The organism is Variovorax sp. UC74_104, assembly GCF_044055375.1.
Lineage (GTDB): Bacteria > Pseudomonadota > Gammaproteobacteria > Burkholderiales > Burkholderiaceae_C > Variovorax.
The window spans coordinates 6,340,096-6,361,299 of the sequence record NZ_CP171978.1 but is presented as its reverse complement, the minus strand read 5'-3'; the positions used below and the strand labels follow the sequence as shown (position 1 = coordinate 6,361,299).

Genomic DNA, 21,204 nt, shown 5'->3' with positions numbered 1-21,204 from the left:
CAAGAAAAAAGGCCGCATGCCTCGCAACGCGGCATGCGGCCTTCATTCGGAGCGAAGCGCTCGCGGCGTCAGTCGATCAGGCCGATCTCCATCGCGCCGGCCGTGGCCGGGTTGCGCGAGCCGACCATCGCGAAGAGCTTGCTGCTTTGGCTGGCGAAGTGGTAGTTCGGCCCGGTGAAAGTCGCCGCGCGCATGTTGAGCGGACCGTTCGTGCCCATGGAGCCCAGCGTCGCGGCGAGCGTGGCGCTGGTGCCGTCAGGGAGCGTCTGCGTGCGCGTGTAGTAGGAAGCGTCGGCGCCGGTGCTGCCCCAGCTGCCGTTGGTGGCGCCGCCGCGCGCGATGACGGTGGGCCATGCGGCGCGCTCGGGCAGGCCGATGCGGAACACCGACCTCGGGGGCGTGGACGCCACGTTGCCGGCCGAGAGGTAGATGTTCTCGCCTCCGACGCGCGCGACCGCGAAGGTGCCGTTGTCCGACGGATTGGCCACGTTCACGATGCGCCAGGTGTCCACCGTGGTGCCAGCCGACACGCTGTACGTCAGCACGGACGCCGCTGGGCAGTTGTCGATCCGGTAGATCACGTTGTCGTTGCACAGGTAGAGCACGGTGCCGCCGTTGGCGATCTGGATCTGCGTGATCGACGAATCGCCGCCGGTGGCCGTCATGTTGATGCCCAGCCGGTTGTAGGTGCCGTCGAGCGCACTCTGCGTCTTCACCAGAGCGCGCGATGCCACGAAGGGCCGCACGGCGTAGCTCTCGGGCGTGAGCTGCGCGACCGCGAACGGGAACGCGCCGACCACCGTGTCCGTCGTGAAGCGGAAGCGCGCCGTGTTCGCGGGGCTCGTGATGCGGCTGCTGTCGAAGATGAAGCTGCCGGCTTCCGCCGTGTCCTCGGCGAAGCTGCCCGAGGCGACGGTGCCGGCGGCATCTGTCATCTGGTAGCGCTTGCTGTCGAGGTTCAGCGCGAGCGTCTGCCGCGAGCCGTTGGTGGCGTAGACCTTGTAGCGGCCGTTGCGCGCGTCGGGCGTGGCGCCGTTGTCGATCAGGTTGAGCTGGATGTAGCCCTGCGTGGCGGTGTTGCTGCGCGCGCCCACCAGTACCGAAAGCTCGCCGGCCTGCATCGCGAAGTACTTGTTCGCCCCGGTGAAGTTGACGCCGCGGATGCCCAGGGGCTGGTTCGCGTAGGCGGTGCTGTCCACCGGCATCGTCAGGGTGCCGTAGGTGTCGTCGGTGCCGGTGGAGGTGCGCACCGTGCTGGTCGTGCTGATCAGGTTCGTGCCCCAGCTGCTCGTGGTCGACGAGCCGATGCCGCGCGTGGTCGGCCAGTTCGACGATTCGGGCAGGGCGATGCGCATGAACTGCTGGGCCGGCGAGACGCTGATGCCGCCATTCAGGTAGACGTTCTGGCCGCCGATGCGCGCGACGCGGAAGCCGCCGATGTCGCTGCTGTTGGCCACGTTGGTCGTGACCCAGGCATCGTCGGTGCCGGCCGTGACCGCGTAGGTGCGCTTCGAGGACGCGGGGCAGAGGTCGATCCTGTAGATGATCGCGTCGTTGCAGATCTCCAGCACCGTGCCGCTGCCCGACAGGCGCATCGAGAGGATCGTCGAGTCCTGCACGCCGCCGGGGCTGCGCGTGATGCTGAAGCGGTTGTAGGTGCCGTCGATCAGCGCCGCAGTGGCCACGAAGTTGCGCGCCGCCACGAAGGGCTGCGCGGCATACGCGGCGGGGCTCGAGTACGCGGTCTGGAATGGGAACGCGCCCACGATGGCGTCGCTCGTCACGCGGAAGCGCGAGGTGTTGGCCGCGGTGGTGATGCGGCTGCTCGCGAACACGTAGGTGCCCGGCTCGGTGAAATCCTCGGCAAAGGTGCCCGACTCGGCCACGCCGAGGTTGTCCGTCATGGTGTAGCTGCCGGCGTCGAAGTCGACCGAGAGCTGCTGCTGCGTGCCGTTGGCAGCGTAGACGCGGTAGCTGCCGTTGCGCGCGTCGGGCGTGCCCAGGGTCTTGGCGGCCCGGGCTTCCGGCTTGGAACTGCCGCCCGCCGACAGCGACAAGCCGCCGGAACCGCCACCACCTCCTCCCCCGCAAGCCGCCAGCAAGGCAGCGATGCACCAGCCAGCGAGATTCCTCGTTATCCTCATTTTTGTGCCCTTTTGTATTCAAATAGGCTCGACAGCAGGCCGGTTGGCTGCTGAACCAAACCCGAAGAAATCGTAACAAGAGGTCGCTTTGTTGCGGCGGGTGACAAATGTCAGCCAGGCGACCGAGCATTGGCGTGGGCTTTGGCCCCGTCTACAATCCGCCCCTCCGAGGAGCGTTGCAGCGCCGTCAGGCGTGAGGCTCGGACCACATATCGCAACGACGCTCACCCGCTGTTCTTGCGGTGAGCCTTTTTCCCCGTATCCGGCGGCATCTTTCAAACCAGTTTTGTTGGAGTTCCCATGAGCGCTGTTCTCAAGCCCACCCCCGTTTCGACCGCCGACCAGGCGATCGCCGACCTGTCCCTTGCCGCCTGGGGCCGCAAGGAGATCAAGATCGCGGAAACCGAGATGCCCGGCCTGATGGCCATCCGCGAGGAGTTCTCGAAGTCGCAGCCGCTGAAGGGCGCGCGCATCACCGGCTCGCTGCACATGACCATTCAAACGGCCGTGCTGATCGAGACGCTGCAGGCGCTGGGCGCGCAGGTGCGCTGGGCCTCGTGCAACATCTTCTCGACGCAGGACCACGCCGCCGCCGCCATCGCCGCTGCCGGCACGCCGGTGTTCGCGATCAAGGGCGAGTCGCTGAAGGACTACTGGGACTACACCCACGCCATCTTCGACTTCGGCCCCAAGGGCTCGAAGGGCGAAGGCCCGAACATGATCCTGGACGACGGCGGCGACGCCACGCTGCTGATGCACCTGGGCCAGCGCGCCGAGAAGGACCAGAGCGTGCTCGCCAACCCGACCAGCGAGGAAGAACGCATCCTCTACGCCGCCATCAAGGCCAAGCTGGCCGTCGACGGCACCTGGTACACCCGCAAGTCGGCCGAGATCATCGGCGTGACCGAAGAAACCACCACCGGCGTGCACCGCCTGAACGAGATGTCCGCCAAGGGCACGCTGCTGTTCCGCGCCATCAACGTGAACGACTCGGTCACCAAGAGCAAGTTCGACAACCTGTACGGCTGCCGCGAGTCGCTGGTGGACGGCATCAAGCGCGCCACCGACGTGATGATCGCCGGCAAGGTGGCGCTGGTGGCCGGCTACGGCGACGTGGGCAAGGGCTCGGCCCAGGCGCTGCGCGCGCTGTCGGCGCAGGTGTGGGTGACCGAGATCGACCCGATCAACGCCCTGCAGGCCGCCATGGAAGGCTACAAGGTCGTGACGATGGAATACGCCGCCGACAAGGCCGACATCTTCGTGACCACCACCGGCAACCGCGACGTGATCCGCCACGAGCACATGGCCGCCATGAAGGACCAGGCCATCGTCTGCAACATCGGCCACTTCGACAACGAGATCGACGTCGCGTCGATCGAGAAGTACGAGTGGGAAGAGATCAAGCCGCAGGTCGACCACATCAAGTTCCCCGACGGCAAGAAGATCATCCTGCTGGCCAAGGGCCGCCTCGTGAACCTGGGCTGCGGCACGGGCCATCCGAGCTTCGTGATGTCGTCGTCGTTCGCGAACCAGACCATCGCCCAGATCGAGCTGTTCACCAAGCCCGACGCCTACCAGGCCGGCAAGGTCTACGTGCTGCCGAAGCACCTCGACGAGAAGGTCGCGCGCCTGCACCTGAAGAAGGTCGGCGCCATGCTCACCGAGCTGACCGACACGCAGGCCGCCTACATCGGCGTGGACAAGAACGGCCCCTACAAGCCGGACACGTACCGCTACTGATCGGCAGAGCGCATGCGCGCCGATCAACTGCTGGTGGAGCGCGGCCTGGCCGCGTCGCGTTCGCAGGCCGTGCGGCTCATTGCCGGCGGTTTGCGCTGGCGTGACGCGGGCACGAGCGATGCGTGGCGCAATGTCGTCAAGAACAAGGACGACGTGCCCGAATCGGCCGAGCTCGAACTCGTCGATGCGGCGGAGGCGCGCTACGTGTCGCGCGGCGGGCTCAAGCTCGAGGGCGCGCTGGCCGCGAGTGGTATCGATCCCGCCGGCAAGCTGTGCCTCGACGTGGGCCAGTCGACCGGCGGCTTCACCGATTGCCTGCTGCAGCGCGGCGCGGCCAAGGTGGTGGGCGTCGACGTCGGCCACGGGCAGCTGCATGCGCGGCTGCGCGAGGACGAGCGCGTGGTGGCCATCGAAGGCGTCAATGCGCGTGCGCTGTCGGCCGACGATCTGGGCGAAGAGGGCGATGCGCGCTTCGACCTGATCGTGGGCGACCTGTCGTTCATCTCGCTCACGCTGGTGCTGCCGGCGGTCGTTGGATTCATGGCCGACGACGGCCGTCTGCTGATGCTGGTCAAGCCGCAGTTCGAGCTGCAGCCCGGCCAGGTCGGCAAGGGCGGCATCGTGCGCGACGACGCGCTGTACGCGGTGGTCGAGAAGCGCCTGCGCGACGCCTGCGAGGCGCTCGGCCTCAAGGTGCTGCAGTGGTTCGACAGCCCGATCGTCGGGGGCGACGGCAACCGCGAGTTTTTCATTCACGCCGAGCGTGCCGTGCGCGCGAACGGCTCCTAAGGAGACGCAGGTGCGCCTTCCGTTGAGTTTCGAATTCTTCCCGACCAAGACGCCCGAAGGCGCGGTCAAGCTGCGCGCCGTGCGCCAGCAGCTGTACGCGCGCAAGCCGCAGTTCTGCTCGGTCACGTACGGCGCGGGCGGTTCCACGCACCAGGGCACCTTCGGCGCGGTGCAGGAGATCCTGGCCGAGGGCGTGGATGCCGCGAGCCACTTCTCGTGCATCGGCGCCACGCGCGCCACCGTGCGCGAGCAGCTCGCCGAGCTGAAGGCCATGGGCGTCAAGCGCCTGGTGGCGCTGCGCGGCGACCTGCCCAGCGGCTACGGCATCGGCGGCGAGTTCCAGTACGCGAGCGACCTCGTCGGCTTCATCCGCGAGGAGACCGGCCGCGACTTCCACATCGAGGTGGCCTGCTACCCCGAGATCCACCCGCAGGCCCGCTCGCCCGAAGCCGACCTGCAGGCCTTCGCCGCCAAGGTGAAGGCGGGTGCCGACTCGGCGATCACGCAGTACTTCTTCAGTCCCGAGGCGTACTTCCGCTTCGTCGACGACGTGCGCAAGCTCGGTCTCGACACGCCGATCGTGCCGGGCATCATGCCGATCACCAGCTCGACGCAGCTCATGCGCTTCTCGGACGCCTGCGGCGCGGAGATCCCGCGCTGGATCCGCCTGCGGCTGCAGGGCTTCGGCGACGACACGGCGTCGATCAAGTCCTTCGGCCTCGACGTGGTCACCGACCTTTGCGCGCGCCTGCAGGAAGGCGGCGCGCCGGCGCTGCATTTCTACACGATGAACCAGTCGGCGGCCACGCTGGCTGTGCTGGAGCGCCTCGATTGAGAGGGCGCGCGGGGCTCCGGGCGGCGCTTGTCGCGACGACCTGCGTTCTTGCGGGATGCGCCATGCCGCCCGCGACCGACGCCGACGGCAACGCGAAATTGCTGCCCCTGCCGCGCGCCATCGCGGTGCCCCCGGGTGCGGCCGCGCGCTCCAGCGTGCCGGCGGTGCGCTATGACCTCAGCGTCTCCGGCACCGGCGAGCAGGCCCCGGACGACGGCGTGCCCGACGACGGGCCGCGCGAGATCTTCGAGCGCGGCGGCGCCTCCTGGTACGGCATCCAGTTCCACCAGCGCAAGACCGCCAGCGGCGAGCGCTTCGACATGACCGCCATGACGGCGGCGCACAAGACCCTTCCCTTCAACACGCGCGTGTGCGTTCGCAGCCTCGTCAACGGAAGCGAGGTGCTGGTGCGCATCAACGACCGGGGCCCCTATGCGGCGGGCCGCGTGATCGACCTGAGCCGCGCGGCGGCCGACCGGATCGGCCTGACCGGGCTGGGCATCAAGCAGGTGGCGCTGACGGTGGTCGACCGCGACGGCATGCGCTGCGGCGGGCTGCCGGTGGAAGCTGGCGATGCAGCGGCGCCCACGGCATCGAGCGAGCCGCAGCAGCGTGTGCGTGCGCCGGCTCCGGCACGGCGCAAGGCGGTCGTGCCGCCCCGTCGCCGCAAATAGGCGGACGCGAAAAGGGCGGCTGGCTCAGCCGCCCGAATCGAGCGAGAAGGCCGCGTTGCGGTCCTGGCCAAGGCGCTGCACCAGTTGCGGCAGCGCGGCCGCCAGCAGCGGCTTCAGCGTGTAGGGCGGATTGATCAGGAACATGCCGCTGGCGGGCAGTCCCGGCCGGTGCGTCTCGCCCGAGGCGGCATCTTTCGTGATCTTGCTGGACTTAACCGTCAGCGTGGCGTGCAGCCATGACTTGCCGGCCTTGGTCGCCATCGTCTTGAGCCGGCGTGGCAGGTCGTGCGCCTCGGGGCGCGGAATGATCGGATACCAGACCGCGTAGGTGCCCGTGGCGAAGCGCTTGAGCGCCTCGGCCGTGAAGTCGAGCACGCGGCCGTAGTCGGTCTTCATCTCGTAGCTGGGGTCCATCAGCACCAGCGCGCGGCGCGACGGCGGCGGCAGGAACTTGGTGGCGCTGCCGAAGCCGTCCTCGCGAAGCACGGCGATCTGGCGGCCGGCCTCGAGCTGGGCGATGTTGGCGTCCAGCGTGCGCGCGTCGGTGGGGTGCAGTTCGAAGAGCTTGAGCTTGTCGTGGTCGCGCAGCAGGTGCTGCACGATGAAGGGCGAGCCGGGGTAGACGCGGGCGCCGCCCTTGGGGTTGAAGTCGCCGATCACGGCCAGGTAGCGGGCGATCGCGTCGGCCAGCGGGGCTTCGGTCTCGGCTGCTACTTTTTTGGTAGCGGACTTCGCTGCGGGAGCCGGTGCGGCGGGCTCTTTCTTGTCCGAAAGAAGGCGCAGGACGCCGTCTGCCGCCTCGCCGCTGGTGCCGGCGTAGTCGCCGTCCAGCCGGTAGAGGCCGGCGCCGGCGTGGGTGTCGACGACCGTCAGGGCTGCTTCTTTTTCGAGCAGGTGGTCGAGCGTGGCAATCAGCACCGTGTGCTCGAGCACGTCGGCGTGGTTGCCGGCATGGAAGGCGTGGCGGTAGCTGAACATAGGGGAAGGATGGTAACGGTGTTGGGGCCGCGAAGGCACGAATTTGCCTGGGCGGGGTCATTCTTCGTATAATCGCGGGCTTCGCAGCGTTTTTGTGGCCCCGCGGCGAAGACTTCCAAACCCACCTAAGAGATTCCCAACAGAGGAACGCCGACCGTGGAAAAGGGCCCGCCAAACCCTCTTTCAAGAGAAAAACTCATGACCAAAACGTTCAGCGCCAAGCCCGCTGACGTGACGCACGAGTGGTTTGTGATTGACGCGACCGACAAGGTCCTCGGACGAGTAGCCAGCGAAGTTGCTCTCCGTCTGCGCGGCAAACACAAGGCCATTTACACGCCTCACGTCGATACCGGTGACTTCATCGTCATCATCAACGCATCGCAACTGCGCGTCACCGGCGCCAAGTCCATCGACAAGGTGTACTACCGTCATTCGGGCTACCCGGGCGGCATCACGGCGACCAACTTCCGCGACATGCAGAACAAGCATCCGGGCCGCGCCCTGGAAAAGGCTGTCAAGGGCATGCTGCCCAAGGGCCCGCTCGGTTACGCAATGATCAAGAAACTCAAGGTGTACGGTGGCGCTGAGCACCCGCATACCGCCCAACAGCCCAAAGTGCTGGAACTGTAAGGAGCCTTGAGAATGATTGGTGAATGGAACAATGGCACCGGCCGTCGCAAATCGAGCGTCGCCCGCGTGTTTCTGAAAAAGGGCTCGGGCAAGATCACGGTCAACGGCAAGGACATCCAGGATTTCTTTGGCCGCGAAACCTCGATCATGATCGCGAAGCAACCCCTCGCGCTGACCAACAACCTCGAAACCTTCGACGTGATGGTCAACGTGCACGGCGGTGGCGAATCCGGCCAGGCTGGCGCTACCCGTCACGGCATCACCCGTGCGCTGATCGACTACGACGCAGGTCTGAAGTCGGTGCTGAGCCAGGCTGGCTACGTCACGCGCGATGCACGTGAAGTCGAGCGCAAGAAGGTCGGTCTGCACTCCGCCCGTCGCCGCAAGCAGTTCAGCAAGCGCTGATCCGCTTCCTGCGAGCAAAAGCCGCCTTCGGGCGGCTTTTTCATTGGAACGCCCTTGGCGCGGGGTGCGCCGACCCCACTTGCAATGGGGTGCGCGCCAGCCCGGCCTGCCGGGAATGCGTCATTGCAGTAGGATTCGTTTCATTGGCCGCACAATCGGCCCCCCAAGGAGTTATCAGTCCATGAGCGCCGTAGCCGAAAACATCCAGACCCAGATGCCCGAGCCGATCATCTTCACCGACAGCGCGGCAGCCAAGGTGGCCGACCTGATCGCCGAAGAAGGCAACCCCGACCTCAAGCTGCGCGTGTTCGTGCAGGGCGGCGGCTGCTCCGGCTTCCAGTACGGGTTCACCTTCGACGAGATCACCAACGAGGACGACACCACCATGACCAAGAACGGTGTGTCGCTGCTGATCGACGCCATGAGCTACCAGTACCTTGTCGGCGCCGAGATCGACTACAAGGAAGACCTGCAGGGCGCTCAGTTCGTGATCAAGAACCCGAACGCCACCAGCACCTGCGGTTGCGGATCGAGCTTCTCGGCCTGATCTCCGGCCGAATGCTGCTCACCCAGCCCCTCTGAAAAAAGCCGCCTCCGGGCGGCTTTTTCGTTCCCCGCCGTTTTTTCCGCCCCTGCCACCCATGACATCCGAGGCCGAAGCCGCCACCGCCGATCCCGTCCGCAAGAGCCTGCTGTGGCTCGTCGCCGTCGGCTTCTTCATGCAGACGCTCGACGCCACCATCATCAACACGGCGCTGCCGGCGATGGCCGCGAGCCTTGGCGAGAGCCCGCTGCGCATGCAGTCGGTGGTGGTGGCCTATGCGCTCACCATGGCGATGCTGATTCCCGCCTCGGGCTGGATCGCCGACCGCTTCGGCACGCGGAGGGTGTTCTTCTCGGCCATCGTGCTGTTCGCGCTGGGCTCGGTGCTGTGCGCGTTGTCGCACAGCCTGGGCCAGCTGGTGGCCGCGCGCGTGGTGCAGGGGCTCGGCGGGGCGCTGCTGCTGCCCGTGGGGCGGCTGTCGCTGCTGCGCACGGTGCCGCGCGGGGAGTTCCTCCAGGCGATGAGCTTCGTGGCCATTCCGGGGCTCATCGGGCCCCTGCTGGGCCCCACGCTGGGCGGGTGGCTGGTGCAGTACGCCTCCTGGCACTGGATCTTCCTGATCAACGTGCCCGTGGGCCTGGCCGGGTGCATCGCCACCCTGAAGTACATGCCCGACCTGCGCGGCGTGACGATCAAGCGCTTCGATAGCGTGGGCTACGCGATGCTGGCCTTCGGCATGGTGGCGATCTCGCTCGCGCTGGACGGCGTGGGCCTGCGCCAGGGCGGCGTGCTGGTCGTGCTGATCTTCGGCTTCGCGAGCATCTCCGGCTACTGGCTGCGCGCCTCGCGCACGCCCGAGCCGCTTTTCGCGCCCTCGCTCTTCCATGTGCCCACGCTCAGCATCGGGCTGATCGGCAACCTCTTCTCTCGGCTGGGCAGCAGCTGCATGCCCTTCCTGGTGCCGCTGCTGCTGCAGGTGTCGATGGGCTACTCGCCCGTGCACGCCGGGCTGATGATGCTGCCGATCGCCCTGGCCGGCATGGCCATGAAGCGCTTCGCCACGCCGCTGATCAGGCGCAACGGCTACCGCAAGGTGCTGGTGGTCAACACCATCCTCGTGGGCTGCACCATGGCCAGCTTCGGGCTCACGGCGCCGGGCCAGCCGATGGCGCTGCACGTGCTGCAGCTGCTGGCCTTCGGGGCGGTCAATTCGCTGCAGTTCACGGCGATGAACACGATCACCCTGAAGGACATGGACGGCAGCATGGCCAGCAGCGGCAACAGCCTGCTGTCGATGGTGCAGATGCTGGCGATGAGCATGGGCGTGGCCGCTGCGGGCGCGGTGCTGGCGGGCTACAACGGCGTCTTCGGCACCGACACGCCGGCCCACACGCTGGACGCCTTTCAGGCGACTTTTGCGACCATGGGGCTCATCACGATCGCTTCCGCGCTGATCTTCTGGCATCTGCCGTCGGAAGTGCGCGCGCCGCACCCTGCGCAGCCGGAGGTTTCCGGCCAGGGCTGATTCAGGCGGGGTAGATCGCGCCGAGCACGCGCTCTCCGCGCGCGCCGGTCACGCTGGCGAGATTGCCTGCCTCGCGGCGGACGGTGGCGCGGGCCAGCCAGGCGAATGCAGCCGCCTCGACCTGCAGGGGCGGCAGGCCGTGATCTGTCGAAGCCGCGACCGCAACGCCCGGCAGCAGGGCGCGCAGCCGGTCGAGCAGGTGGTCGTTCAGCGCGCCGCCGCCGCAGACGACCAGCAGCTTGCTATCTTTTCCGTAGCTCTTGAGGTCCGCCGCGCAGGCGTGCGCGGTCAACTCGGCCAGGGTCGCCTGGACGTCTTCCGGCGCCATGGCCGAGGTGCCGATCTGAGCGGCCAGCCAGGCCGGGTTGAACAGGTCGCGGCCGGTGCTCTTGGGCGGTGTCCGGGGCGAAATACGGATCCGCCAGAAGCTGCGCGAGCAGGCTGGGCAGCACCTTTCCGCTGGCCGCCCACTGGCCGCCACGGTCGAAGGGCTGGCCCTGGTGGGCCTGGCACCAGTGATCCATCAGCGCGTTGCCGGGGCCGCAGTCGAAACCGAGCACGGAGGCGCCGCTGGCGACGTTGGTGGCCGGCAGCAGGCTCAGGTTGGAAATGCCGCCGATGTTCAGCACCGCTACCGTTTCGCCGGGGCGGGCGAACAGGGCGCGATGGAAGGCCGGCACCAGCGGCGCGCCCTGGCCGCCGGCTGCGAGGTCGCGGCTGCGGAAGTCGGCGACCACGTCGATGCCGGTTAGCTCGGCCAGCAGCGAGGGGTTGTTGATCTGGAGCGTGTAGCCGACCTCGTCGAACTCCAGCGGCCGGTGCCGCACGGTCTGGCCGTGCGCGCCGATGGCGGTGACCGCGTTGGCGGCCGTGCCGCTGTCCGCCAGCAGCTGGGCCACGACGCCCGCGTAGGCGCGGGCCAGCCCGTTGCCGGCCAGTGCGGCGCGATGGAGTTCGTTGTCGCCGGGCGTGTTCAGCGCCAGCAGTTCGGCGCGCAGCGCTACCGGAAACGAGGCGGTCGCGTAGGACCGCACCGCGATGCGGCCGTCCGAAAAGTCGGCGAGCACGCCATCGACGCCGTCGAGCGAGGTGCCCGACATGAGGCCGATGAAAAGCTCCTCGGCCGCCATTGCCGGAAGGTCAGTCGGCGCTGACCTGGATGACGGAGAAGGCCGCGGCCAGTTCGGTGCGCGCGCCCACGGCGACACGCTCGAAGGCCGGGCGCATGGCGGCGGTGATCGGTGCGCCGCCTTCCTGCGCGATGGAGGTCGGGTCCTGGTAGACGCCGCCCACGCGGAACTCGAAGTGCAGGTGCGGGCCGGTAGCCCAGCCGGTGGATCCCACCGCGCCGACCGTCTGGCCCTGGCTCACCGCCTGGCCGGCCTTGACGTCGATGCGGCTCAGGTGCGCATATGCCGTCTGCTGGTTGTTGCGGTGGTTGATGATGACGATGTTGCCGTAGCCGTTCTGCGTGCCGGCGAAGTCGACCGTGCCGTCGCCGACCGAGCGCACCGAGGTGCCCGTCGGCGCCGCGTAGTCGATGCCGTTGTGCTGGCGCCAGCTGTTCAGGATCGGGTGCATGCGCATCGCGAAGCCGCTGGACACGCGCGAGAACTCGACCGGCGTCGCCAGGTAGGCCTTGCGCAGGCTGTCGCCGTTCGGGCGGTAGTAGCTGCCCTTCTGGCCCGCGCCCGGGGGCTGGAACCAGACGGCCTGGTGGATCTTGCCGTTGTTCTCGAACTCGGCCGACAGCACGCGGCCGCTGCGCAGCGCCTGCCCGTCGGCTTCGAAGGTCTCGTACACCACGGCGAAGCGGTCGCCCTTGCGCAGGTTGCGCACGTCGACGTCGCCCGCGAAGATGTCGGCCAGCTGGCTGGCCACCGCGTCGGGAATGCGCGAGTCGTCGGTGGCGGCGAACAGCGAGGTGCGGATGGTGCCGCTCGCCAGGCGCGTGCCCGGGGTGAGCGAATCGCGCTCGGTCACGCCGGCAAAGCCGGTGGGCGTGCGCTCGATGACGAAGCGCTTGAAGCCGCCGTCGCCGTCGGGAATCCAGCGGGCGCTGAGCTTCTTGAGCTGGTTCTCCTGCGTGGCCTCGGCCGTCACGGTGCGGCCGGCGCGCGAGAAGAGCGCATTGCGGGCCTCGACGCTGCCGCGCACGAAGGCGGTGGCGGCGGGGTCGGAAATGCCCAGGCGCTTCATGAGCGCATCGGCCGTGTCGCTCGAGCGGGTGACGTCGGTGCGGAAAAGGGTGAAGCTGAAGTTCTCCAGCGATTCGCTCTGGTCGGCGAACGAGACGGGCGTCGTGGCTTCGAGGATCTGCTGGACCGGGAGGTCGGATGCGTCCGGACCGAGCGATGCCACCGCGAGGGTGCCGGCGCTCAGCAGAGCGCCCGCGATGATCGCGGTGATCTGCCTGGGGTACGTCCGGAATGTATAGGCCACGCGAGAAGCGAGAAGCTCCTCGGCGGCAAGAATGCCGTTGATCAAACTATGAATTCCAGCTCAGGTTCTGCAAGTCCGTGCTGCAAGGCCCAGTCACGTTCAGGGCGGCAGGAGACGGTGCGGAAAGAAGCGCCGCTTAGAATTCGGCGCTTGAAAAGTCGGGCTGAGTATAGCTTCGGCACCCCCAAAATCAGCTAAAAAAGCCCGTAAAGGCCGATTCTGTTACATCCATGAGCCTCTCGAATAGTGTAGGACGCGCGCTCGAAATCTCCCTCCGGGGCGCCGACGAGCTGCTGCCGCAGGACGAATGGGTGCGCAAGCTCCAGCGCTCCGAAGCGACCGGAACCCCGCTGCGCATCAAATTCGGCCTCGACCCGACAGCGCCGGATATTCATCTGGGTCACACGGTGGTTTTCAACAAGATGCGCCAGTTGCAAGACTTGGGTCATACGGTGATCCCGCTGATCGGGGACTTCACCACCACCATCGGCGACCCTTCCGGACGCAACAGCACCCGGCCGCCGCTGACCCGCGAGCAGATCGAGGACAACGCGAAGACCTACTTCGACCAGTTGCGCCTGGTGCTGAACGTCGATATCGCCGAGGTTCGCTACAACTCCGAATGGAGCGACCCCCTGGGCGCCCGCGGCATGATCCAGCTGGCCGCCAAGTACACGGTGGCCCGGATGATGGAGCGCGACGACTTCAACAAGCGCTTCAAGGCCGGCCAGTCGATCTCGGTGCACGAGTTCCTCTACCCGCTGATGCAGGGCTATGACTCGGTCGCGCTCAAGAGCGACCTGGAACTGGGTGGTACCGACCAGAAGTTCAACCTGCTCGTCGGCCGTCATCTCCAGCAGGAATACGGCCAGGAACCGCAGTGCATCCTCACCATGCCGCTGCTGGAAGGGCTCGATGGCGTCGAGAAGATGTCCAAGAGCAAGAACAACTACATCGGCATCAGCGAGGACGCCAACACCATGTTCGCCAAGGTGCTGTCGATCTCCGACGACCTGATGTGGCGCTGGTACACGCTGCTGAGCTTCCAGTCGCTCGAGCAGATCGCGGCGCTGAAGGCCGAGGTGGAGGGCGGGCGCAATCCGAAGGACGCCAAGGTCGCGCTGGCCAAGGAGATCACCGCGCGCTTCCACAGCGCGGCGGCGGCCGATGCGGCCGAGCAGGACTTCATCAACCGCAGCAAGGGCGGCGTGCCGGACGAGATCCCGGAGGTGTCGCTGTCGGGTGCACCGCTGGGCATTGCCCAGGTGCTCAAGCAGGCGAATCTGGCGCCCTCGACGTCGGAGGGAAACCGCCTGATCGATGGCGGCGGTGTGCGGGTCGATTCCGCCGTGGTCAGCGACAAGGCGCTGAAGCTGCCTGCGGGCAGCTACGTGGTGCAGGTCGGCAAGCGCAAGTTCGCGCGCGTGACGCTGAGCTGATCGCGCTCCGGGGCGACCTGCTCGATCGCTCTATTTAATTAGCGAACCTCGATGGTGACGCGCCGGTTGCGCGGCTCGTCCACCTCGTCGGCGGTTGGAATCGCCAAGTCGCGCTCGCCACGGCCCACGGCCTCGATGCGGTTCGCCGGGAACTGGCGCTCCACGAAAAGCTGGACCACTTCCTGCGCCCGGCGGCGCGAGAGTTCGTCGTTCTGCTCGCCGCTGCCCTTGGTGTCGGTATGGCCGGTGACCACGATGTCGCCGCCGCTGCGCGCCAGGGCCGCGGCCAGCGCCTCGGTCATGATCTGCTGCGACGCCGGCGTCAGCGTGGTCCCGCCGAGTTCGAAGTACACCGTGTAGCGCTGCGGCGGGGGCGGGCGCATGTCGAACAGCGGCTTGTTCTCCGCCTGCACCTTGGCCGGATCGACGTTGTCGACCACCGGCGCGCCCTTGGCGCCCACCGCGGCCGTGGCGCGCTGGTAGGGCGTGGAAAGCACTTCCTCGCCGTCCTTGGCACGGACCACCACCGCCGAGGGCTTGCCGTCGGCCTGCGGTAGCAGCACCACCCGCGTGCCAGGCGTCGAGCACGCCGCCAGCAGCGCGGCGGCCAGCGTGGCCGCGAGAAGGGACGGGAAACGGGAGGATTGGAGTTTCGGCATCTGCATCTTCATCATGGCTGGCCGTCGGCTTGCACGATGAAGTCGGTGCCGCGGATGCCGATGGTGGCGGTCTGCGTCTCGACCCGCACCGCATCGGGGTTGGTCTTGCCGATCAGGCCGGTGATCATGCGCATGGAGCCACGCAGCAGCGACAGCAGCATGCCGCCGTCGCGCGTGGTGCCGTCGAAGTGGAATTCCTTGAGATCGAGCCGGGAGGAGGGGCCGACCACCAGCGTCGTGTCGTCGCGCAGCACCACGGAGGCCGAGGAGTCGGGGCCGGTCACGATGCGGTCCACGGCACCCAGCGCGTCGCCGGGGCTGGCTGCACGGGCCGCGCCTGCGCCGTTGAGCAGCTGGACGCTGCCGCGCACCGACTTCACGAACCCGGCCTGGAGATCGGGCTTGACGGCTGGCGCCGGCGCGGCCGCTGCAGGCGCCGGAGCGGCGGGAGGGGCGGGGGTGGGAGCAACGGTAGCGGAAGGCGCCGCGGCAGCGGCCGGTGGCGTCTGGGCCTGCGCCAGCATGGCGGATCCCGCGATGGCGAGGCTGCCGAGGGCGGTCACGAGGTTTTTCATCATCTGGCTCTCTGTGAGAAGAGTTGCGCAACGTTAGCCAAACATTATTAATGCGAAGGCGTTACATATGGACACGAGGCCGATAATTCAGGCTCTTTCTGCGCTCTTTTACCGCTTTTAGCGTTGCTTCCCGCACTGTTCACGGTGGCTTTCGAATGATGTTTACCCCCAAGACGCTGCTTCGCGCGTCGGTTGCCGTGGCCCTGATCACGATCGTGCTCAAGGGCCTGGCCGGCTACATGACGAATTCCATGGGCCTGATCTCGGACGCCATGGAGTCCTTCGTGAACCTCGCGAGCGCCGTCTTCGCGCTCGCGATGGTGACTATCGCCGAGCGGCCGGCCGACGACGACCACCCCTACGGCCACCACAAGGCCGAGTACTTCTCCTCGGGCTTCGAGGGCATCCTGATCGTCGGCGCCGCCATCGCCATCCTCTGGGTCTCGGTGCAGCGCCTGCTGTCTCCGCAGCCGCTGGAGCAGCTGGGCTGGGGCCTGGCGCTGTCGGTGCTCAGCTCGGGCTTCAACGCCGGGCTGGCCCTGCTGCTGTTCCGCGCGGCGCGCGCCCACCGCTCGATCGCGCTGGAGGCCGACGGGCGCCACCTGATGGCCGACGTCTGGACCTCCGCGGCCGTGCTGATCGGCATCGTCGGCGTGATGGTCACCGGCTGGCTCTGGCTCGATCCGGTCCTGGCCATCGGCGTCGCGCTGAACATCGCGCGAGAGGGCGTCAAGCTGGTGTGGCGTTCCTCCCAGGGCCTGATGGACGAGGCCCTCGACCCCCAGACGCTCGCGACCGTGCGCGCCACGCTCGACGCCTTCGCCGCCCGCATGCCCGAAGGCACGCGGCTGCGCTTCGACGACATGGTCACGCGCAGCGCCGGCCAGCGCCGCTTCGCCGACCTGCACATGCACGTGCCCGGCGACTGGACGCTGCAGCACGCCGCCAACATGCGCGACGAGCTCGAGCAGGCGCTCATGGACGCCGTGCCCGGCCTGCGCGTCACCATCCAGCTGTTGCCCTTGACCATGGAAGCCCGCGCCACCCAGGCCGGCGAACATCACCCCCTATGAAAGCCGTTCTCCAGCGCGTCGCGAATGCCCGCGTAGACATTTCCGGCCGCACCGTCGGCGCCATCGATGCGGGCCTGCTCGTGCTGCTGTGCGCCGAGCGCGGCGACGTCGACGCGCTCGCCGACCGCATGCTCGCCAAGATCCTCAAGCTGCGCATCTTTGCCGACGAGGCCGGCAAGATGAACCGCAGCGTGCAGGACATCGGCGGCGGCCTGCTGGTGGTGAGCCAGTTCACGCTGGCGGCCGATGCGAGCGCAGGCAACCGCCCCAGCTTCACGCAGGCCGCGCCGCCCGACGAAGGACGGCGCCTCTACGAATACTTCGTGGCGCAGGCCCGCGCCGCGCATCCGGTGGTGGCCACCGGCGAATTCGGCGCCGACATGCAGGTGCACCTGCTCAACGACGGGCCGGTCACGATCCCGCTGCAGATGACGGCGTAGCGGCGAGGCCCTGCCGCCCGGTTACTTGCCGTAGGGGTTGCGCACGCCCAGCCCCGCGAGGATCTCGATCTCGTACGCCTCCATCTCGTCGGCGTCGGCCTCGCTGGTCTCGTGGTCCCAGCCCTGCGCGTGCAGCGTGCCGTGCACCAGCAGGTGGGCGTAGTGGTCTGCCAGCGTCTTGCGGTTCTCCTTCGCCTCGCGCGCGACCACCGGCGCGCACAGCACCAGGTCGGCCATCACGACGGGGCCTTGCGCATAGTCGAAGGTGAGCACGTTGGTCGCGTAGTCCTTGCCGCGGAACTCGCGGTTCAGGCGCTGGCCTTCGTCGGCATCGACGATGCGCACCGTGATCTCGCCGTCGATGTCGAGCGCGTGCCGTATCCAGCGCGTCACGCTGTGGCGCGGCAGTGCGGCGCGATGGCGCTCCACGCCCTTGAAGCGGCCGAACTGCAGTGACAGCGAAAGCGCCGGGAGCTTCGATGCGGCCATCTCAATGGCCCCCCGAGCGCTTGCGCTGGCTGTCGTAGGCATCGACGATCTTCGCCACCAGCGGATGGCGCACCACGTCCGCGCTGGTGAAGTGCGTCATGGCGATGCCGTTCACGCGCTTGAGCACGCGCTCGGCGTCGATCAGGCCGCTCAGCTGGCTCTTGGGCAGGTCGATCTGGCTCACGTCGCCCGTCACCACCGCCCGCGCGCCGAAGCCGATGCGCGTGAGGAACATCTTCATCTGCTCCGGCGTGGTGTTCTGCGCCTCGTCGAGGATCACGAAGGCGTTGTTCAGCGTGCGCCCGCGCATGAAGGCCAGCGGCGCGATCTCCAGCGCGTTGCGCTCGAAGGCCTTCTGCACCTTCTCGAAGCCCATCAGGTCGTAGAGCGCGTCGTACAGCGGGCGCAGGTACGGGTCGACCTTCTGCGTCAGGTCGCCCGGCAGGAAGCCCAGCCGCTCGCCCGCTTCCACGGCCGGGCGCGTCAGCACGATGCGCTGCACCGCGGCGCGCTCCAGCGCGTCGACAGCGCAGGCCACCGCGAGGTACGTCTTGCCGGTGCCGGCCGGGCCGATGCCGAAGGTGATGTCGTGCTTGGCGATGTTGTCGAGGTAGATCGCCTGCGTGGGCGTGCGTGGACGCAGGTCGCCGCGCCGCGTGACGAGCATCGCCGCGTCCTCGTCGCCATCGAGCATCCCGCCATCGCCGGCCAGCGTGAGCTGCACCACGGCCGCGTCGATGGGCCGCTGCGCGATCTCGTAGAGCGCCTGCAGCACGTCCATTGCGCGCTGGGCGGCGGCCTTGTGGCCCTCGACCTTGAACTGCTCGTGGCGGTGCGCGATCTTCACGTCCAGCGCCTCCTCGATGCGGCGCAGATGCGCGTCCAGCGGGCCGCACAGGTGGCTCAGGCGCGAATTGTTCAGTGGGGTAAAGGTGTGTCGCAGAATCACGCCGGACATTTCAAGCAAAAAGGGCACCCATGATAGGCAAACTGACCGGCACCCTGGCAGAGCGCAATCCGCCGCAGGTGGTGGTGGACTGCAACGGCGTCGGCTACGAGGTCGACGTGCCGATGAGCACGTTCTACAACCTGCCGAACGTCGGCACCAAGGTGTCGCTGCTCACGCACTTCGTCGTGCGCGAGGACGCGCAGATTCTCTACGGCTTCGGCACCGCCGAGGAGCGCGCGGCCTTCCGCCAGCTCATCAAGATCACCGGCGTGGGTCCGCGCACCGCGCTCGGCCTGCTCTCGGGCATGAGCGTGGGAGAGCTCTCGCAGGCGATCACCACGCAGGAGCTGGGCCGGCTGGTGAAGATCCCCGGCATCGGCAAGAAGACCGCCGAGCGGCTGCTCCTGGAACTCAAGGGCAAGCTCGGCGCCGACATCGGCCTGCCGGCGCACGCCGCCTCCGACGCGCAGGCCGACATCCTGCAGGCGCTGGTCGCGCTGGGCTACAGCGACAAGGAAGCCGCGCTCGCGCTCAAGGCGCTGCCGAAGGATGCGACGGTCAGCGAGGGCATCAAGATGGCGCTGAAGTCGCTGGCCAAGTGAGACCGTCCGCTCAGGGGTAGATCTTCTCGCCCTTGGCCAGCATCTCCACGAACTGAGCGATGCGGCGCGCCCGGGTCTCGGGCTTCTTCGCGCTCTGGGTGCGGAACAGCACGGCGAAGCGGTTGCGCGAATCGAGCGTGGCGAAGAACTTCGCGGCTTTCTTGTCGGCGTCGAGCGCGGCCTGCAGGTCGGGCGGCACGGTGGCCTTGGCGACGCCTTCGTAGGCCGCGTCCCAGCGGCCGTCGGCCTTGGCGCGCTCGATCTCGGCGTGGCCGGCCGGCTGCATGCGGCCTTCGTCGATGAGCTTCATCACCTTGTCGCGGTTGATCTGTGACCAGGTGCTGCGTTTGGTGCGCGGCGTGAAGCGCTGCAGGAAATACTGCTCGTCCTGGCTCTTGCGCTGGCCGTCGATCCAGCCCCAGCACAGCGCTTCTTCGAGCGCCGCGGGGTGGTCGACGGAGGCGATGCCGCTGTCCTTCTTGGCGATGCGCAGCCACACGCCGGCGGCGCTCGCGTGGTGGCGCTTGAGCCAGCGCGCCCACGAGGCGGCATTGGTGCACTCGACAGGCGTGTCGTGCGCAACGCGTTCGGTCGTCTCTTGCGCCTTGCTCAAGGCACCCACCAGTAGCGCAGCGCGTGGAAGTAGATGGGCGCCGCGAAGATCACCGAGTCGAGCCGGTCGAGCATGCCGCCATGGCCCTCGATCATCGAACCCCAGTCCTTCACGCCGCGGTCGCGCTTGATGGCCGACATCACCAGGCCGCCGAAGAAGCCCATGAGGCAGATGGTGAGCGCCATCAGCGCCGCCTGCCACGGGTTGAAGGGCGTGGCCCAGTACAGCGCCGCGCCCAGCGCGGTGGCGCTCGCGACACCGCCGATCAGGCCTTCCCAGGTCTTGGAGGGCGAGAGTTCGGGCGCCACCTTGCGCTTGCCGAAGAGCTTGCCCCACACGTACTGCAGCACGTCGCTGCCCTGCACCACGATCACCAGGAAGGCGATCAGCAGCAGGTTGCGGCCCTCGAAGCCCGGGATCTGCAGCGTGAGCAGCGCGGGCACGTGGCTGATGCAGAACACGCACACCATCAGGCCCCACTGGATCTTCGAGGTGCGCTCCAGGAAGCGCCGCGTGTCGCCGCTCACCGCTGCGAGGATGGGCAGCAGCAGGAAGGCATACACCGGGATGTAGATGGCGTAGAGCCCGTACCAGTCGATCCAGATCAGGAAGTACTGCCCCGGCAGCGCGAGGTAGAAGGCCAGCGCGATCGGCGCGTGGTCGCCGCGCCGCGTGTAGGCCAGGCTGATGAACTCGCGCAGCGCGTAGAACGAGATCAGGTAGAACAGCACGATCACGCCGCCCTTGCCGAAGGCGAAGGCAATGCCGATCACCGCCACCATCACCCACCAGGCGTTGACGCGCGAGTTGAGGTTGTCGATCACCGAGTGCGGCTGGCCGTGCGCCACCCGCCACTTCAGCAGCGCGCCGATGGCCGATGCCAGCACCAGCACGCCCGCCACGCCGCCGAAGAGCTTGAGCGTGGTCCACGCGAAGGGAGAGAGCTCGATCATGCTGCGGCTCCTCCGTTGCCGTTCTGGCTGCCGGCCGTGCCGTTCTCCTCGATGCGGTCGTACTCGGGCCGCAGGTCCAGCATCGCCGCGCGGGCCCGGGCGATGAAGCTGTTCTTGTCCTCGCCCTCGGCCATCGAGATCGGCGCGCCGTAGCGCACCGTGCAGGCCAGCGGGATCGGCACCAGCGTGCCCTTGGGCAGCACGCGCTTCAGGTTCTCGATCCACACCGGCACCAGCCGCACGTTGGGACAGGCGCGCGCCAGGTGGAAGAGGCCGCTCTTGAGCGGCAGCAGGATCTCGTCGCCGGTGTTGCGCGTGCCCTCGGGGAACATGATGAGCGAGTCGCCGGCGTCCAGCGCCTGCTTCATCTGCTCGACCGGGTTCTCGCCCTGGCCCGAGCCGTCGCGGCGGATCATCAGCGCGTTGAACACGTCGATGCCGATGAACTGGCGCGTCTTCGAGGCCATCCAGTAGTCCTGCCCTGCCACGGGCCGCGTGAGCGCGCGCAGGTCGGGCGGCAGCGTGGCCCACAGCAGCACGAAGTCGCCGTGGCTGGTGTGGTTGGCGAAGTACAGCGTCTGCTCGGCCTTGGGCGTGGAGCCCGACCAGATGGCGCGCACGCCGGTCAGCAGCCCGGCCGCACCGATGATGAGCTTGCCCACCACGATGGCGAGGCCGCGCCGCAGCACGGTGCTTTCGGGCTTGT

The 21,204-nt window shown here is 67.8% G+C and carries 22 protein-coding genes, 1 pseudogene and 1 riboswitch; of the genes and pseudogenes, 12 read left to right on the top strand and 11 right to left on the bottom strand.

The window, feature by feature from the left end; genetic code table 11:
- Positions 1-68: 68 nt before the first annotated feature.
- Positions 69-2,057: a hypothetical protein gene (locus ACHMXA_RS30080; RefSeq protein ID WP_395317472.1), complete on the bottom strand. Its 1,989-nt coding sequence runs from the start codon at positions 2,055-2,057 to the stop codon at positions 69-71.
- 249 nt (positions 2,058-2,306) lie between these two features.
- Positions 2,307-2,377, top strand: a riboswitch (S-adenosyl-L-homocysteine riboswitch).
- Positions 2,378-2,444: 67 nt separating this feature from the next.
- On the opposite strand from ACHMXA_RS30080, the gene ahcY reads away from it, so the two are divergent.
- The 4 genes from ahcY (at position 2,445) to ACHMXA_RS30060 (ending at position 6,182) form a co-directional block, all read left to right on the top strand.
- Complete coding sequence (ahcY, locus tag ACHMXA_RS30075; protein ID WP_176663504.1) at positions 2,445-3,884, top strand: adenosylhomocysteinase; 1,440 nt, start codon at positions 2,445-2,447, stop codon at positions 3,882-3,884.
- A gap of 12 nt (positions 3,885-3,896) precedes the next feature.
- The gene (locus ACHMXA_RS30070; protein WP_395317471.1) at positions 3,897-4,673 is read left to right on the top strand and encodes a TlyA family RNA methyltransferase; all 777 of its coding nucleotides are present in this window, start codon (positions 3,897-3,899) and stop codon (positions 4,671-4,673) included.
- Between the two features lie 10 nt (positions 4,674-4,683).
- Complete coding sequence (gene metF, locus ACHMXA_RS30065) at positions 4,684-5,508, top strand: methylenetetrahydrofolate reductase [NAD(P)H] (RefSeq protein WP_395317470.1); 825 nt, start codon at positions 4,684-4,686, stop codon at positions 5,506-5,508.
- 62 nt (positions 5,509-5,570) lie between these two features.
- Positions 5,571-6,182 carry a septal ring lytic transglycosylase RlpA family protein gene (locus ACHMXA_RS30060; protein WP_395317469.1) on the top strand — a complete coding sequence of 204 codons (612 nt, stop codon included), beginning with the start codon at positions 5,571-5,573 and terminating at the stop codon, positions 6,180-6,182.
- A gap of 24 nt (positions 6,183-6,206) precedes the next feature.
- Here the strand turns inward: ACHMXA_RS30060 and ACHMXA_RS30055 are convergent, their stop codons facing one another.
- Complete coding sequence (locus ACHMXA_RS30055) at positions 6,207-7,160, bottom strand: 23S rRNA (adenine(2030)-N(6))-methyltransferase RlmJ (RefSeq protein ID WP_395317468.1); 954 nt, start codon at positions 7,158-7,160, stop codon at positions 6,207-6,209.
- Between the two features lie 198 nt (positions 7,161-7,358).
- On the opposite strand from ACHMXA_RS30055, the gene rplM reads away from it, so the two are divergent.
- The 4 genes from rplM (at position 7,359) to mdtD (ending at position 10,264) form a co-directional block, all read left to right on the top strand.
- Positions 7,359-7,790 carry a 50S ribosomal protein L13 gene (gene rplM, locus ACHMXA_RS30050; protein WP_093205810.1) on the top strand — a complete coding sequence of 144 codons (432 nt, stop codon included), beginning with the start codon at positions 7,359-7,361 and terminating at the stop codon, positions 7,788-7,790.
- 12 nt (positions 7,791-7,802) lie between these two features.
- Complete coding sequence (gene rpsI, locus ACHMXA_RS30045) at positions 7,803-8,195, top strand: 30S ribosomal protein S9 (RefSeq protein WP_019656359.1); 393 nt, start codon at positions 7,803-7,805, stop codon at positions 8,193-8,195.
- A gap of 181 nt (positions 8,196-8,376) precedes the next feature.
- A complete protein-coding gene (gene erpA, locus ACHMXA_RS30040) occupies positions 8,377-8,742 on the top strand; it encodes an iron-sulfur cluster insertion protein ErpA (protein ID WP_019656358.1) in 366 nt (121 codons plus the stop codon).
- Between the two features lie 94 nt (positions 8,743-8,836).
- A complete protein-coding gene (gene mdtD, locus ACHMXA_RS30035; RefSeq protein WP_395317467.1) occupies positions 8,837-10,264 on the top strand; it encodes a multidrug transporter subunit MdtD in 1,428 nt (475 codons plus the stop codon).
- A gap of 1 nt (position 10,265) precedes the next feature.
- Here mdtD and ACHMXA_RS30030 read toward each other — a convergent pair.
- Together ACHMXA_RS30030 and ACHMXA_RS30025 are read right to left on the bottom strand one after the other, a co-directional pair.
- Positions 10,266-11,394 (bottom strand): annotated as a pseudogene (locus tag ACHMXA_RS30030) (anhydro-N-acetylmuramic acid kinase).
- Between the two features lie 10 nt (positions 11,395-11,404).
- Positions 11,405-12,751 carry a peptidoglycan DD-metalloendopeptidase family protein gene (locus ACHMXA_RS30025; RefSeq protein ID WP_395317466.1) on the bottom strand — a complete coding sequence of 449 codons (1,347 nt, stop codon included), beginning with the start codon at positions 12,749-12,751 and terminating at the stop codon, positions 11,405-11,407.
- A 185-nt stretch (positions 12,752-12,936) separates the two neighbouring features.
- Here ACHMXA_RS30025 and tyrS point away from each other — a divergent pair, with 185 nt between their 5' ends.
- A complete protein-coding gene (gene tyrS, locus ACHMXA_RS30020; protein WP_395317465.1) occupies positions 12,937-14,145 on the top strand; it encodes a tyrosine--tRNA ligase in 1,209 nt (402 codons plus the stop codon).
- A gap of 38 nt (positions 14,146-14,183) precedes the next feature.
- Here the strand turns inward: tyrS and ACHMXA_RS30015 are convergent, their stop codons facing one another.
- A complete protein-coding gene (locus ACHMXA_RS30015) occupies positions 14,184-14,804 on the bottom strand; it encodes an OmpA family protein (RefSeq protein ID WP_395317464.1) in 621 nt (206 codons plus the stop codon).
- A gap of 11 nt (positions 14,805-14,815) precedes the next feature.
- On the bottom strand, positions 14,816-15,379 hold the full coding sequence (locus ACHMXA_RS30010; RefSeq protein WP_395317463.1) for a FecR domain-containing protein: 564 nt from the start codon (positions 15,377-15,379) through the stop codon (positions 14,816-14,818).
- Positions 15,380-15,534: 155 nt separating this feature from the next.
- Here ACHMXA_RS30010 and ACHMXA_RS30005 point away from each other — a divergent pair, with 155 nt between their 5' ends.
- Together ACHMXA_RS30005 and dtd are read left to right on the top strand one after the other, a co-directional pair.
- Positions 15,535-16,452 carry a cation diffusion facilitator family transporter gene (locus ACHMXA_RS30005; RefSeq protein WP_395317462.1) on the top strand — a complete coding sequence of 306 codons (918 nt, stop codon included), beginning with the start codon at positions 15,535-15,537 and terminating at the stop codon, positions 16,450-16,452.
- Positions 16,449-16,892, top strand: coding sequence for a D-aminoacyl-tRNA deacylase (gene dtd, locus ACHMXA_RS30000; RefSeq protein ID WP_126184774.1), 444 nt, complete (start codon positions 16,449-16,451; stop codon positions 16,890-16,892). The genes ACHMXA_RS30005 and dtd overlap by 4 nt, the downstream gene beginning before the upstream one ends.
- A 21-nt stretch (positions 16,893-16,913) precedes the next feature.
- Here dtd and ybeY read toward each other — a convergent pair whose 3' ends face one another.
- Entirely contained in the window at positions 16,914-17,381 is a 468-nt protein-coding gene (gene ybeY, locus ACHMXA_RS29995; protein ID WP_019656349.1) for an rRNA maturation RNase YbeY, read from the bottom strand.
- Position 17,382: 1 nt separating this feature from the next.
- Positions 17,383-18,339 carry a PhoH family protein gene (locus tag ACHMXA_RS29990; RefSeq protein WP_395317461.1) on the bottom strand — a complete coding sequence of 319 codons (957 nt, stop codon included), beginning with the start codon at positions 18,337-18,339 and terminating at the stop codon, positions 17,383-17,385.
- Positions 18,340-18,359: 20 nt separating this feature from the next.
- On the opposite strand from ACHMXA_RS29990, the gene ruvA reads away from it, so the two are divergent.
- Positions 18,360-18,932, top strand: a complete 573-nt coding sequence (gene ruvA / locus ACHMXA_RS29985; RefSeq protein WP_093205790.1) for a Holliday junction branch migration protein RuvA — start codon at positions 18,360-18,362, stop codon at positions 18,930-18,932.
- A 10-nt stretch (positions 18,933-18,942) separates the two neighbouring features.
- Here the strand turns inward: ruvA and ACHMXA_RS29980 are convergent, their stop codons facing one another.
- The 3 genes from ACHMXA_RS29980 to ACHMXA_RS29970 are packed head-to-tail and all read right to left on the bottom strand — an operon-like array spanning position 18,943 to position 21,187.
- Positions 18,943-19,545 (bottom strand): YdeI family protein, encoded by a 603-nt coding sequence (locus tag ACHMXA_RS29980; RefSeq protein WP_395317460.1) that lies wholly within the window; start codon positions 19,543-19,545, stop codon positions 18,943-18,945.
- Positions 19,542-20,498, bottom strand: coding sequence for a phosphatidate cytidylyltransferase (locus tag ACHMXA_RS29975; protein ID WP_093205772.1), 957 nt, complete (start codon positions 20,496-20,498; stop codon positions 19,542-19,544). The genes ACHMXA_RS29980 and ACHMXA_RS29975 overlap by 4 nt, the downstream gene beginning before the upstream one ends.
- Entirely contained in the window at positions 20,495-21,187 is a 693-nt protein-coding gene (locus tag ACHMXA_RS29970; RefSeq protein ID WP_395321420.1) for a lysophospholipid acyltransferase family protein, read from the bottom strand. Before ACHMXA_RS29970 ends, ACHMXA_RS29975 begins: the two co-directional genes overlap by 4 nt.
- Between the last annotated feature and the right edge of the window lie 17 nt (positions 21,188-21,204).

Bases quoted from the DNA above. Each gene is read 5' to 3' on its own strand.
- ACHMXA_RS30060 (WP_395317469.1), top strand. From the start codon at position 5,571: ATGCCGCCCGCGACCGACGCCGACGGCAACGCGAAATTGCTGCCCCTG.
- rpsI (WP_019656359.1), top strand. From the start codon at position 7,803: ATGATTGGTGAATGGAACAATGGCACCGGCCGTCGCAAATCGAGCGTC.
- ACHMXA_RS29975 (WP_093205772.1), bottom strand. From the start codon at position 20,498: ATGATCGAGCTCTCTCCCTTCGCGTGGACCACGCTCAAGCTCTTCGGC.
- ACHMXA_RS30070 (WP_395317471.1), top strand. From the start codon at position 3,897: ATGCGCGCCGATCAACTGCTGGTGGAGCGCGGCCTGGCCGCGTCGCGT.
- ACHMXA_RS30055 (WP_395317468.1), bottom strand. From the start codon at position 7,160: ATGTTCAGCTACCGCCACGCCTTCCATGCCGGCAACCACGCCGACGTG.
- ACHMXA_RS30015 (WP_395317464.1), bottom strand. From the start codon at position 14,804: ATGCCGAAACTCCAATCCTCCCGTTTCCCGTCCCTTCTCGCGGCCACG.
- ACHMXA_RS30005 (WP_395317462.1), top strand. From the start codon at position 15,535: ATGATGTTTACCCCCAAGACGCTGCTTCGCGCGTCGGTTGCCGTGGCC.
- ybeY (WP_019656349.1), bottom strand. From the start codon at position 17,381: ATGGCCGCATCGAAGCTCCCGGCGCTTTCGCTGTCACTGCAGTTCGGC.
- ahcY (WP_176663504.1), top strand. From the start codon at position 2,445: ATGAGCGCTGTTCTCAAGCCCACCCCCGTTTCGACCGCCGACCAGGCG.
- rplM (WP_093205810.1), top strand. From the start codon at position 7,359: ATGACCAAAACGTTCAGCGCCAAGCCCGCTGACGTGACGCACGAGTGG.
- erpA (WP_019656358.1), top strand. From the start codon at position 8,377: ATGAGCGCCGTAGCCGAAAACATCCAGACCCAGATGCCCGAGCCGATC.
- ACHMXA_RS30010 (WP_395317463.1), bottom strand. From the start codon at position 15,379: ATGAAAAACCTCGTGACCGCCCTCGGCAGCCTCGCCATCGCGGGATCC.
- ACHMXA_RS29990 (WP_395317461.1), bottom strand. From the start codon at position 18,339: ATGTCCGGCGTGATTCTGCGACACACCTTTACCCCACTGAACAATTCG.
- mdtD (WP_395317467.1), top strand. From the start codon at position 8,837: ATGACATCCGAGGCCGAAGCCGCCACCGCCGATCCCGTCCGCAAGAGC.
- ruvA (WP_093205790.1), top strand. From the start codon at position 18,360: ATGATAGGCAAACTGACCGGCACCCTGGCAGAGCGCAATCCGCCGCAG.
- dtd (WP_126184774.1), top strand. From the start codon at position 16,449: ATGAAAGCCGTTCTCCAGCGCGTCGCGAATGCCCGCGTAGACATTTCC.
- tyrS (WP_395317465.1), top strand. From the start codon at position 12,937: ATGAGCCTCTCGAATAGTGTAGGACGCGCGCTCGAAATCTCCCTCCGG.